Below are 13,853 nucleotides of genomic sequence, written 5' to 3'. Positions count from 1 at the left end.
TCGGAATTTACGATAAAATTTTATGAATAAAAAAAGAACGTGATTAGCTCAACGTTCTTAGAGGTTATTGATTCAATAGCTTGAAACTTAATTTAACTGGATTATGATCGGCATAGGCAAATTCAGTGTTGATGTTTTCAGAAGTAGCCTGAATATTCTTGGATACTAAGAAGCCATCAATAACTGTGGTATAAGTCTTTCCTTTTTGATAAGGAATATCAGTACCGCGACAAGTTGGAACAGTGTTTTCATTTTTAGCATGAACCATGCGAATATCAGGTGCGAGGTCTTTCGAAGAGAGGACAGACACCCAGTCGGGAATTTCTTGTTGGGACTTAAAATGGGTTAACATCTTTCGACCAAATGTATGGTTAAAGTCACCACCGACAATGACATAATTACCCTTTTTATATTCAGATTCCATGACAGAATTTAAAAGCTTTAACTGTTTAACACGCATTTTACCACCTTTATCATAAGCAGACATATGACTATTAATTAAAATCAGTTTATGACCATTAGTTACTGGAATTTTCATAACGGTGAAACATCTATCTAAATCAGTAAATTTAGTAATGAAACTGGTAGAAACAGGGTATTTACGACGAGTAGCTTGTTCTACAGGATATTTACTGAGTGATAATAGTCCTGATTGAACTGCTCCATGTGGATCATTTAGAGGATATAACAAATAAGGAGAATGGAAATTATTCGAAAAAATTTCTTCATAGTTAGCAAAGTTTTGACTCACTTTTTTTACTTGATTAATGTGATAACTACGTGATGAATCAATATCTATTTCTTGAAATAACATGAAGTCTGCATTAATTTTTTTCATCGTATTGATTTCACCATTTGTATTTTGTAAAACAGCAGCTTCATTTTCAGCTTTTCCGTATTTTCCTTGAGTTTTAGTACCGTCTTTCATTTTGCCGGTATCCATAAAAAAACTAAACTTCTGATTATATGCTCCAAATCCAACATTATATGTAGCAGCAGAGTAGGTAGTATTTGTTTGTAATTTGTTAGGATGCGTAAGTTTTTGTTTAATAGGTAGTGATTGATAATCTTTAATTCTATAATAATGTGTCTGCATATAGATTACATAGGCACCAATAAACACAACCAAACATCCTAATAAACCTAAAATAAATATTAGTCCCCAATGTAAAATGGGATGTTTCATTCGCAAAATAATCAAATCCTCTCTAAAAAATCTAAAAAAATTATAGCATGAAAATAACCTGGGAAATAATTTTTTTAATATACGGTTAACAATAATCCGTTGTACAAGGTATACTATTAGATAAGAATATAAAAAAATGAGGATGAGTGGATGAGATTAAGAAAAAAGCCTAAAAAGGATACGCTATTTAGTTTTTTTGCGCCCAAATTTATGACAACTGCAGTCATTTTGACGATATACATACTGGGGTCTTCGATACCTATTCCTTTAGGGGATACGGTTGCGGAAGCGAAGAGTAATTATATTATGCAGCTGACAAGTAGTGCAACAGGGGGAAATCTAACGAAACTGACGTTAATGTCGATGGGGCTAGGACCATATATGATTGTTATGATTTTATGGTCGGTTTTAGCTATGATAAAGCCACTAGGATTAGGAAATCTAAGCGAAAAAGAGAGTGGCTACGTAAGAAATCTGATAACACTGGTTGTATCAATCATCCAAGCTATCGGAATTGTGATGAACTTTGATTTGAAGTTGGATTTAATGTATAAAGCCGGTATAGTTTGCATCTTGTTAGCAGGGGGATTTCTGACGATATATCTATCGACAATTAACGGCAGTAAAGGTGTCGGCGGAATGATGTTAATTATGCTGTTTGGGATTATATCTGGGATTGGACAACAAGCAGGAGAAGGTTTTAAGAAAATTTCCAAGAGTCCCCATGCAGTTCTAATCACGAGTATAGTAATTCTGGCGATTCTTTTGATTATAGTTTTATCGGTTCTTATGGAACGTTCAGAATATCGAATACCAGTAACGCAGGTAATGATAAACAATAATCTAAATAAAGAATCTTATATTCCAATTAAACCCAATGCAAGTGGTGGGATGGCGATCATGTTTGCGATGTCAATGTTTATGATTGCTAGTTATTTGTTACAAATCCTTGCTCACCATTTTCCAGTAGGATTTTTAAAGATATTTGAAAAAGGCATGTCTATGTATACATTTGCGGGGGCAACTATGTATATTATTGTTCTATTTACATTATCAATTGTGTTTGGGTTTGTAAATATTGATGCTGGCCAGCTTGCTGAAGGGTTACGTAATAGTGGTGACTACATTAAAGGGGTAAGACCTGGGAAAGATACCAAACGTTATATCAATAAATATGTCTGGTTCTTTTCAGTTTTTGGATCAATATATATTTGTATAATTGCTGGTTCTCCTTTGTATCTAGGGGTGCTTTTCCCAAGTTATAGAAAAGTGGTAATGTTGCCGGGAATGGCATTAATGTGTGTTGGTATGATCTTTACTACTCAAGATCAGATTCGTGCTGGTAAGAGTTTATACAGTTACAAGAAATGGATTAAATAAGTGATAGTTAGGAAGTGAAAGCAGTGTTCTACTTTATTCCGACATGGAATCAGAGTGATAATGACTGGTCAACGACTTACCCAGAATGGTATTTTACAACCAATAAGATGGAATTCGATGATACGGTCAATCAGTTAATGATGTTCAATCGAGCTGAGGAGAAGAATAAGACAATTATTCTAGAATACGCTCCAATGTTGCGAGATTTCTTACAAAGACAAGATTTGTATGACATTGATTATTATAGTATTTTTGATGATATACAAGACACCCACCTTGATAATATTAGACCAGTTAATCCTCTAGAATTTGCTTGGCCTAAAAATGCGGTCTTTATTTATAATCCCTTTTACATTTTAGTAAGGGTAGATAATCAACCATATGCACAAATTATCAGTGGAAATTTAGGACAACTTCAAAGAATAAATTTCTTTAAGGAAAAGAAGCTTTCTAAAGTTTATATCTTTGATGATCGAGGCTTTTTGTCGAGTATTATCACACATAATGATAATGGTTTTGAAAAACAAGAATTCTTCAATTTAGCTGGTGAATGGAGATTTAGGCTGGAACATGATGGTAAAGTGACAGTTAATCCTTTGTTCAAGCAAGATTTTAAACAAACAAATTATGACTCAATGAGAGATTTGATTTCCGAAAAATACTCTGAATTCATTGAACATAATCTTACTGAAGATGATGTAGTCGTACTTGCAGGAGAAAAAAGACATAATCAAAGAATTTTAGATCTACCTAGACAAAGTAAAGTGATTATGAGTATTTTTAGTGATCGTTTAGATATTGAACATGATTTTCCTGATTTAGAGCAATTAAAAAAAGTGGACGTGATTGTAGCCGATACTCCAAGAAATACGGAATTGGTAAAAGATAAGCTAGCTGAATTAAATATACAGTTGCCGGTCTTGCAAATTCCGCCATTTGATAGTCGGTTGCGCTTGGGACAAAGTCAGCGAATTAGAGCTTTGAGAGTATTCGTATTAGTTGATAAAACTCCAATTGAAGAATTAAAGATAGTGACTAATGAAGTCGTACAATTTATGCAGAAAAATAAATATGTTGAACTGATATTGGGTGGCTATGCTGCTAATTCTAGTTCAATGGAGAAATTGGACTATTTAAAAGAAAGAATATTAGACAAGTTAAATATCACTGAAGCTGATGTACAGGCAGCAGAAATGGCAGAAAATGAACTTCAAGATGAAGAAAGTCAGGAAATTCTGCGTAATGTTAAACTCTTTAAACGAGTTGATTTTTATAAGATTGATTCTGAAAATTCGCTTGTTAGCAAGTTGAATTTTGTTCGTTTGATTATAGATATGGGCAAGGATATGGATCTATATCTTCAAATTGCAGGGATAAGTGCGGGAATTCCACAAATTAATTCAGTTCCTAGCCCTTATGTTGATCATCAAAAGAATGGTTTGATAGTGCCAGATTCATTAGAGTTAAAACATGCGTTGGAGCATTACTTAGTGGGATTGAAGAATTGGAATGAAGCGTTGGTATATACTGCCAAGAAGATCGTACAGTATTCCAGTGACAACTTAGTAGGATTGTGGAACGATGCTTTACAGTTGTCGAAAAAGGGGGAAAGTTTGAGTGAGTAAAATAACCTTAGTACAAGTAGGAAAGAACGATTTATCTGAAAAATACTCTATGCCAGATAATGTTCAATGGTTAGTGATAGATCCAGAAAATTTGTCTGAGAGAATTGCTCAGTTAAATGCAGAGGAAAAGAAACAACATCGACGTCTACAATTTAATATGGCTTTTATAACGGACATGGATGAAAAAACAGATTTAATGGCATTAGATAATTTTGTAGCGGCATATACAGTATTTTATACTGACGGAATTGACGCTCAAACTGAAAGTCAGAGTTACTTTTTTAAGAAAAAAATGGCCAAAGTTATTCTAGATAAAGATATGGATGAATTTATGTCTAATTTAGGATGTAAATTCTTTAGTGGTCAGTATGGAGATACTGCAGCTACTAACGTAGGAAACTATATAATAAATCCTAGCTATAAAGGTGAATACAAGATTGAAGGCGGAAAGTATCTAGTTTTAGATGATGATTTTGGCGATGATTATTATCCTATTATTTCAAATACTTATAATATAGCAGGTAAGGAAGAGATTAAACTTGAATTTTGGATAGAATATATCAAAGATCCAGGAGTAGAGATTAAACTTGAATTTTCAAGACCAGCCAATTGGTATTTAGATAACGAATTAGAGACTTGGAGTATAGATGGTAATAATTTAAATCGACCTGTGATCCTTGAAGGGGAAAATAATGATAAAGCAATGTCCTTAAACATATACATCAAAGGAAAGGGAAAGATAAGGTTAGGCAATGTTCATCAAAGATTTTCAAGAATAAACCAAGGATTTTTCCTAAATGGTGGAGAACGTATTGTTGATGAAAATAGAGATGAATTATTCTATTTGTTTGATCCAGGTGATATGAAGCCACCATTGAATATTTATTTTTCAGGTTATAAATCAGCTGAAGGTTTTGAAGGGTACTTCATGTTGAAGAAAATGAAATCACCATTTATTTTAGTTACTGATACACGTTTAGAAGGTGGTAGCTTTTATCTAGGGTCTAAGACACTTGAGAATGGACTAGTTAAAGCTATTAGAGAAAAGTTAGATTGGCTAGGATTTACAGAGAACCAATTAATACTATCTGGACTTTCTATGGGGACTTTTGGAGCGATGTATTACGGATTAACACTAGAACCACATGCGATTATTCTAGGGAAACCATTATTAGGCGTAGGTGATATTGCTTTAAATGGGCGACTCCATCGTCCTAATGCATTTGATACAGCCTTAGATGTAATGTTGGCGAGAGTGGGAGCAAATAATAGAGAAGCAGCTGAGAAGTTAAATGATATTTTTTGGGATAAATTTACTAATGCGAGTCTTAAAAATACGACAATCTATGTTGCATATATGAAAGAAGATGACTATGACCCTAAGGCTTTTTATAATTTAACTCACAAAGCAGAGAAGATTGAAAAAGTTATCGGTCATGGATATACAGGTCGTCATAATGATGATTCTCCATCAATTGTAAGATGGTTCCTTACAGAGTATCAGCATGTATTGAATGAGTTTAGGGGTGAGGAAAGTTAATGGATTATAAGAAGTATATCATTTATTGGAATAAGCGTAATTATTATAGATATGGGTCACAGATAACTTTCCATTATAATTCCGTAAGCTTTAAGAATAGTTTGATATCTCCGGGAAAAAGTATTGCATTCTGGGGAACTTCATTTAATTATCAAGCATTTCGTAATTTTCCGCAGTTGCCATTGTTGCGTAAGGGCCATACTTATTATTTAGCAGCTAAATTTGAAACTATTCCAGCTAATTCCGCATATATCAAGTTGGACTTTAAAGATAATTTGGGTGAAAGTATTAAGAAAGTCTATATCAAGCAACAACTGGGAAGTTTTGAATATCCAGAAGATGCTCATAGTTATACGATGGAATTAATGAGTGCAGGATGTGAACAAGTAGAATTCCAACAAATAGAAATTAGTGAAACTCCGATAATTTGGGGCGATTATGAATTTATGGAATTTTTACGTCCTTCTGATGAATTGACAGTGTTGTTGGTAGAGCCAAATCATCATGCTATACCAAGTATTAAGCGAAAACAAGTGGAGAAATTAGGAAATACAATGGCAATCGCTAGTTCTTTATGGGGTGGAGGATTCTTTATTAGCGATGAAATTGAACAGTATCTACGCGATATGAAAGATAAATATCAAAAAATCCGTTTAGTTAGTTATGGAGCCTATGGGAATGTAGGAGTTAAGTACTATAATGCCCTTTTAGGATATTCAGGTTATGTAACGGATGAAGAATTATCTTTAGCTGAGATTGAAACTGAAAAACAAGATTTATCTGAGAGTGAAAGAAAAATCTTGCTTCGAGCTTATCAAAAGCCCCAAGTAAAAGTATGGTATCAAAGCGTTAATGAAGAGGTAGGCTTTGTCAAAACACTAGTAAATGGGATTAATAGACTGCAGGAATTTGAGATTTAGGTGATAGTATGAGTTTGAGGGTAATAAAGAAGATTCTAAAAAAAGTGAATAAACATGCTGATGAGATGGCAAAGCTCAGCGATAATCAACTAAAGGATAAAACTAAGCAATTTAGAAAAAGAGTGAAGAATGGAGAATCCTTAGACAGTATCTTGCCGGAAGCTTTTGCGGCGATACGTGAAGCTGATAAACGTGTACTAGGAATGTTCCCTTATGATGTCCAAGTTATGGGAGGAATCGTCCTTCATCAAGGTAATATTGCTGAAATGAAGACCGGAGAAGGAAAAACCTTAACTGCAACCATGCCACTTTACCTGAATGCTCTATCAGGAGAAAGTACAATTTTAGTAACAACTAATGATTACCTAGCTAATCGAGACTGTGAAGAAATGAGTCAGGTTTACAACTGGATGGGACTTTCAGCGGCTTCTGCAGTTCCAGAAAATGCTGATGAGTTAAAACCTGAAGATAAGAGGAAAATTTATAATTCCGATATTGTTTATACTACCAATTCTAGTCTAGGGTTCGATTACTTAATTGATAATTTAGCGAGCTCTAAAGAAGAAAAATTTATGCCTGAATTCAGTTATGTAATTGTTGATGAGGTTGATGCAGTTCTACTTGATACAGCAACTACACCTTTAGTTATTTCTGGAGCACCACGTGTCCAGTCTAATATTTATAAAATGGTTGATGAGTTCGTGGTATCTCTAACTGAAGATGAAGATTATCGAATGGACGAAGAGAAAAATAACGTCTGGTTAACTGAACAAGGAATAGATGCTGCTGAAAGTTACTTTAGAGTGCCTAACCTATATGACGGAAAACATGTTGAATTGGTCAGACATATTGCCTTAGCTTTAAAGGCACATAATTTGTTTGAAATTGGTAAGGACTTCGTGGTGGAAGATGGAGAAATGTACTTGCTTGACTCAACTGAAGGACGAATTTTGGAAAATACCAAGTTACAACAAGGACAGCAACAAGCGATTGAAGCTGCGATGGGAGCGAAAATCAGTGATGATACGCGAGCAATGGCTTCAATTACCTACCAGAACTTCTTTAGATTGTTTAAGAAGATTGGTGGAATGACGGGAACTGGAAAGACTGCGAACGAGGAATTTATCGAGACTTACTACATGAAAGTTATTCAGATTCCAACCAATAAGCCTGTTATTAGAAAAGATTATCCTGATAAGATTTATCCAACATTAAAAGAAAAGCTAAGAGCTTCATTAAAATTAGTAAAAGAGCTACATGCAAAGGGGCAACCAATCTTACTAACAACAGCCAATGTGGAATTATCAGAAATCTACTCTGAAATCCTATTACATGAACAAATTCCACATAACTTACTGAACGCACATAACGCTGCTAAGGAAGCTGAAATTATCTCTGAGGCAGGACAATGGGGTGCAGTTACAGTAGCGACATCAATGGCTGGTCGTGGAACTGATATTAAGCTCGGTAAAGGTGTCAAAGAACTCGGAGGCTTAGCTGTTATTGGTACTGAATTAATGCCTAGCAAACGAACCGAGCTACAATTACGTGGACGTTCTGGACGTCAGGGAGATCCAGGATTTAGTCAATTCTTTATCTCACTAGAAGATGATACAGTTATTAATAATGGCCCTAAATGGCTATACAAATATTTTAAAAAGCACCGCAATGATAATCCGGCTGAGCCCAGAGAATTGAAACAGTATCGTTTTAGAAGAGCAGTTCAAAGGGCGCAAAAGAGTCATGATAATCAAGGTGTTATGGAGCGTAAACAAACACTGGACTATGATGAAAGTTCAAAGATGCAGCGTAATTTGATTTACAGTCAGCGTAATGAATTGATTGATAGTGATGTAGAGTTTAAGTTTGATGCAGAAAAATTCGTTATGAATTACTTAGATGAATATCTAAAAGAGCATAAGACTTGGACTAGAAACGAACTGTCACGCTTTATTTTTGATAATCTAAGTTATACTTACAGTGGGGTACCAATGGACTTTCCAATTGATCAATTGGAAGAAGTGAGAAAATTACTCCATGATATTGTAAAACAGTCTTTAGAGAAGAAAAGAGAAGATCTAGATAGTGTTGATGAAGTTATAAGATTCTATCGTCTATCAGTACTAAAGGCGATTGATACTGGTTGGATTGAAGAAGTAGATAACTTGCAACAATTAAGAACAGTCGTATCTAATCGTGCGACTGCTCAGAGAAATCCAGTTTTTGAATACCATAAAGAAGCTGAGCGTTCTTTCAAGAGAATGCAGAAATTTGTTAATAGGTTAATTGTACAGAATATCATGTTAAGTGTGATTGAAATAGGCGCAGATGGTAAGAAAGATATTTACTTTGCTTAGAAGATAGGGGGGATTACGCGATGAGTGATAAGAAAAAAGACTTATTAGAAGAAAATATCAATAAACGACTTGATGAAGCACGATACGAGCCAGTTAAGAAACGAAAGAAGTCGCATCTAAGGGAATGGATGATGTTCATTATTTTCTCACTAATGTTGTTGGGAATGTTGTTAAGATATATCTAAGTAAAATACTGAAAATCTATAGTAGTATATGGATTTTCAGTATTTTTTGTGTAGAAAAATAACGAAGATGTAAAGTAAAACTTATAGTAGAAAATTATATTCAATAGAATAAAACTAAAAAATTAATTTAATGTTAGTAAGATAAATAAAATAATTTATGCTATAAAATAAATTTTAATTTAGTAGCAGTTGAGATAAAAAGTAAAAGTTGTATTTTAACACTTGTATTTAGATGGTTTATTGTATAAGATTAAGTTAGGTAGGATATTTTTATATAATTTATTTCTTATCTAAAAATTAATAATGTTTTCAAAACCCAAGTCAAAGATAAAATATTCTTTACAGTGATTTTGAGTCTGAATAATCTGTTTATGTAGATTATCAGTGGTAGTTTGAGTGAATCCCTTTAGAATTGGGTTATATGGAAAGTTTGATAGTTTGAGTAGCCAATTCTAGAGGATGAGACATAGGCGGATTATATGTCAATGAAGTAGAAGTTGGCATCTTAATTGATTACTAATGTAGATTAACCTACATTGTGTCTAAGTGATAGTTTGGTATTTAATTGCCTGTCTTATAACAAATGGGGTTAATTTAAAAGACTTTAATATGTTGAAAACATTTATAAAAGACATGGTTCTAATTTAAATGATTAGAGCCATGTTTTTTTGTTTAAATATAAATTTTAATTATTGAATTATAAGATTATTATTAATATATTATTAAAATTTTATATTAAAAAGCAAAAATATATGGGGGGGGGGGTAGAAAATAATAAATTTTTAACTATTTTTTAAAATAGAGTTATTTTAGAATAAAAAGGTATTTTTTTTAAACTTTATGTAGATTAACCTAGTATAGATAGCTATATATTAATGTTTAGATGTTAAATTTCATCAAAAATAATAATCAACACTATGTTGATTATTATGTAAAAAACGTTTATGTAAAAGGAATTCTGAAGTGCAAAATTTTATGAATTTTAAATTTTCCAACATTCTAAGGTATTGAAGAATTGCATAAAATGTTTATAATTATTTGTTAGATTAATTAAAATTTTTGGATTTTGATTGATTCTATAATTCAATTTAGATATGGGGGATTGAATATTGAAATTCAGAAGAAATAAGAAAGATTTCTTTGAATTTGAAAATGATAGAAAGACACACGTCAAACTCTATAAAGCTGGCAAGCAATGGGTAAGTTCATTAATCTCTTCTATAGGGTTAATAAGAGTGTTTAAGGGAAGATTAGATAAATCAGCTATAAATACTCAACTTGTTAGCAAAGAAAAGGATAAGAAATCAGAGGATAAATTAAGTTCAGATGGCTTAACCGCAGCATTGAAAGGTGCTGTGGCATTGGGAGCAGTTGCCGGAGGTACGGTATTAACTGCTAACACTGCTTTAGCTGATACAAAGCAGTTAGACAGCAATCAAAATTTAGTAAATAAAGATACTGTTAACTTAAGTTCAGGATCTGGTAGCAGTAGTGTAAGTGATAGTTTGAGTACAAGTGAAAGCAACGTACAACCAGAAGCATCTGTTTCCAAGAGTGAATCTGTATCTTTAAATACTAATAGCAGTTCAACTAGTGAAACTCGCTCTGATAGTAATTCTAGAAGTGAGTCAATTAGTGAAAGCAAGTCTGATTCAAACAGTCAGTCTGTTTCTTCTCAGACTACAAGTAAAAGTGAATCATTAGCTTCTACAAGTCTTGAAAATAGTCAAACTACAACTGGAACTACAGCCAAAGATAAATTACAAGGTTTAATTAATCAAGCTACAGATTTTGTAAATAGCGATGCTTTTAAATCATCAAGTTCAGATTTAAAAACAGCTTTAGTAGCAACAGTTAAACAATATGCTACTGTCATGCAAAGTAGTACGAGTTTGACAGAACAAGATTACCAATATGGTATTGATAATCTTGCTTTATTAATGAACGAAATAAAGACACCATCTTCTTCAATAAAGCCTAATATCTTTATGGTAAATGCCCAAACTAATTCAAGTTTAGGTACGCCCGATACCAATACGGAATCGGGAGATACGCCTGCCTATTGGGGAAGTAAGGGCAACGATAAATACAAGTGGATTCCCGGAGATACAAATAACCGATTATGGTGGGATGTCAATGCTTATACTAGTCGGGATAAATATCAAACAGCTGGTGTTGCTAAGAATAATGTTGAAGTGAAAAAAGAGGACCTAGGTGGTGGGAAAACTCAGTGGACGATTACCTTCTATCCAGAACAGGGTGTATCATATGATGCTGATAAGAAGACTACGAAATATGGCTTAGTACACGCCCAAATGGGTTTTTACCTAACTAAGGATTACAAAATCAATAGCGATGTGAATGTCCGTGTTAGCTTACGATCAGGAACGACTTATTACTATAAGGGTCCGGATTTCCCACTAGGAACTGGTCTGAAGGTACGAAACTCGGCAAATGATCCTGCGTCAGGGGATGTCAATACAGAAGCAGATATCACATTTAAGCCAGGGGACGTTAATAAGACAAATGGAGTAATTAGTGACACCCCGAATAAGATCTATCAATTTGGTCGGTATGCAGATATTTGGAATATGCCTGACAACTTTGATAACTCGGTCTTTTCGGGCCGGGTAAGCGATACAGATGATAAAATTGGTAATGCTTTTGCTTTTAATAACGAATTTGATAATGCAACAGCACGAGACGGACAAAATTCCAAAGATATGGTGGTAAATAAAGCACCATTTATCACTTCTTTCAATAAGAACACAATTGGGACGGCTATGTACCTCCAATCATGGGGAGATACCACTCGAACTATGGCTGCTTCTTATACAGTTACCTTTACGACTCTACATAGTAATGCTGCCCAAGCTGATCTTGCAGCAGGAAATTATAACGGAGCCTTTTCTGGTGTTTATGCGATTGCTAATACTTATCAAAATGCCATCGATTGGTATTATTTTGGTAAGTATACGTCTTATCCAACCTTGCAAGGTCAATTAGTTGGTCAAGAAGTTTATAACTTAAAGGTAGATGATAAGGCCCGTACAGGTACAATTGATTCGACAATTCCAAAGGAATTGACGAGTGAAAGTACAAGTGAAAGTGAAAGTGCAAGTAAAAGTTCAAGTGAGAGTGCAAGTAAAAGTTCAAGTGAGAGTGCAAGTACGTCACAAAGTCAGAGTGAATCAAAGAGTGCAAGTACATCAAGTAGCATGAGCGAATCCTTGAGTACAAGTTCATCCTTAAGTGAAAGTCTAAGCACATCAAGTTCATTGAGTGAATCCTTGAGCACAAGTTCCTCCTTAAGTGAAAGCCTAAGCACATCAAGTTCGTTGAGTGAATCCTTGAGTACAAGTTCATCCTTAAGCGAAAGCTTGAGCACATCAAGTTCATTGAGTGAATCCTTGAGTACAAGTTCCTCCTTGAGTGAAAGCCTAAGCACATCAAGCAGCTTGAGTGAATCCTTGAGTACAAGTTCATCCTTAAGCGAAAGTTTAAGTACATCAAGCAGCTTGAGCGAATCCTTGAGTACAAGCTCCTCACTAAGTGAAAGTCTAAGTACATCAAGTTCGTTGAGCGAATCCTTGAGTACAAGTTCCTCACTAAGTGAAAGCTTAAGTACATCAAGTTCGTTGAGTGAATCCTTGAGTACAAGCTCCTCCTTAAGCGAAAGCTTAAGTACATCAAGCAGCTTGAGTGAATCCTTGAGTACAAGTTCATCCTTAAGCGAAAGTCTAAGTACATCAAGCAGCTTGAGTGAATCCTTGAGTACAAGCTCCTCACTAAGTGAAAGCCTAAGTACATCAAGTTCATTGAGCGAATCCTTGAGTACAAGTTCCTCCTTAAGTGAAAGCTTAAGTACATCAAGCAGCTTGAGCGAATCCTTGAGTACAAGTTCATCCTTAAGTGAAAGCTTAAGTACATCAAGTTCATTGAGTGAATCCTTGAGCACAAGTTCATCCTTAAGTGAAAGCTTAAGTACATCAAGTTCATTGAGCGAATCCTTGAGTACAAGCTCCTCACTAAGTGAAAGCCTAAGTACATCAAGTTCGTTGAGCGAATCTTTGAGTACAAGTTCATCCTTGAGTGAAAGCTTAAGTACATCAAGCAGCTTGAGCGAATCCTTGAGTACAAGTTCATCCTTAAGCGAAAGCTTAAGTACATCAAGTTCGTTGAGTGAATCCTTGAGTACAAGTTCATCCTTAAGTGAAAGCTTAAGTACATCAAGCAGCTTGAGCGAATCCTTGAGTACAAGCTCCTCACTAAGTGAAAGCTTAAGCACATCAAGTTCGTTGAGCGAATCCTTGAGCACAAGCTCCTCACTAAGTGAAAGCCTAAGTACATCAAGCAGCTTGAGTGAATCCTTGAGTACAAGCTCCTCACTAAGTGAAAGCCTAAGCACATCAAGCAGCTTGAGTGAATCCTTGAGTACAAGCTCCTCACTAAGTGAAAGCTTAAGTACATCAAGTTCGTTGAGTGAATCCTTGAGTACAAGTTCATCCTTAAGTGAAAGTCTAAGTACATCAAGCAGCTTGAGCGAATCCTTGAGCACAAGCTCCTCACTAAGTGAAAGCTTAAGTACATCAAGCAGCTTGAGTGAATCCTTGAGTACAAGCTCATCCTTAAGCGAAAGCTTGAGCACATCAAGTTCATT

Annotated in this window: 9 protein-coding genes and 1 pseudogene; 7 read left to right on the top strand and 3 right to left on the bottom strand. The window is 34.5% G+C overall.

Going from position 1 to position 13,853, the window contains the following annotated elements:
• Positions 1-64 precede the first annotated feature (64 nt).
• Positions 65-1,186, bottom strand: a complete 1,122-nt coding sequence (locus tag OZJ21_RS09385) for an endonuclease/exonuclease/phosphatase family protein (protein ID WP_268857752.1) — start codon at positions 1,184-1,186, stop codon at positions 65-67.
• 150 nt (positions 1,187-1,336) lie between these two features.
• On the opposite strand from OZJ21_RS09385, the gene secY2 reads away from it, so the two are divergent.
• The 7 genes and pseudogenes from secY2 to OZJ21_RS09350 all read left to right on the top strand — a co-directional run.
• A complete protein-coding gene (secY2, locus tag OZJ21_RS09380; RefSeq protein ID WP_268857737.1) occupies positions 1,337-2,566 on the top strand; it encodes an accessory Sec system protein translocase subunit SecY2 in 1,230 nt (409 codons plus the stop codon).
• A gap of 23 nt (positions 2,567-2,589) precedes the next feature.
• Complete coding sequence (asp1, locus tag OZJ21_RS09375; protein ID WP_268857736.1) at positions 2,590-4,191, top strand: accessory Sec system protein Asp1; 1,602 nt, start codon at positions 2,590-2,592, stop codon at positions 4,189-4,191.
• Positions 4,184-5,731 carry an accessory Sec system protein Asp2 gene (asp2, locus tag OZJ21_RS09370; protein ID WP_268857735.1) on the top strand — a complete coding sequence of 516 codons (1,548 nt, stop codon included), beginning with the start codon at positions 4,184-4,186 and terminating at the stop codon, positions 5,729-5,731. The genes asp1 and asp2 overlap by 8 nt, the downstream gene beginning before the upstream one ends.
• Positions 5,731-6,651 (top strand): accessory Sec system protein Asp3, encoded by a 921-nt coding sequence (asp3, locus tag OZJ21_RS09365; RefSeq protein ID WP_268857734.1) that lies wholly within the window; start codon positions 5,731-5,733, stop codon positions 6,649-6,651. The genes asp2 and asp3 overlap by 1 nt, the downstream gene beginning before the upstream one ends.
• 8 nt (positions 6,652-6,659) lie before the next feature.
• Positions 6,660-9,008, top strand: coding sequence for an accessory Sec system translocase SecA2 (gene secA2 / locus OZJ21_RS09360; protein WP_268857733.1), 2,349 nt, complete (start codon positions 6,660-6,662; stop codon positions 9,006-9,008).
• A 20-nt stretch (positions 9,009-9,028) separates the two neighbouring features.
• Entirely contained in the window at positions 9,029-9,193 is a 165-nt protein-coding gene (locus tag OZJ21_RS09355) for a hypothetical protein (protein ID WP_003705713.1), read from the top strand.
• A 1,109-nt stretch (positions 9,194-10,302) separates the two neighbouring features.
• A pseudogene (locus OZJ21_RS09350) lies at positions 10,303-10,572 on the top strand (accessory Sec-dependent serine-rich glycoprotein adhesin); the annotation flags it as partial.
• Between the two features lie 56 nt (positions 10,573-10,628).
• On the opposite strand, the gene OZJ21_RS09345 reads toward OZJ21_RS09350, so the two are convergent.
• Positions 10,629-10,838 (bottom strand): hypothetical protein, encoded by a 210-nt coding sequence (locus tag OZJ21_RS09345; protein WP_268857732.1) that lies wholly within the window; start codon positions 10,836-10,838, stop codon positions 10,629-10,631.
• Between the two features lie 1,536 nt (positions 10,839-12,374).
• On the bottom strand, positions 12,375-13,853 hold a 1,479-nt coding region (locus OZJ21_RS09340; RefSeq protein WP_268857731.1), incomplete at its 5' end, for a hypothetical protein.

Origin of the sequence: Ligilactobacillus sp. UO.C109, from assembly GCF_026847815.1 — a bacterium.
Lineage (GTDB): Bacteria > Bacillota > Bacilli > Lactobacillales > Lactobacillaceae > Ligilactobacillus > Ligilactobacillus salivarius.
The sequence above is the reverse complement of the archived record's forward strand: the minus strand, read 5'-3'. Positions and strand labels throughout refer to the sequence as shown.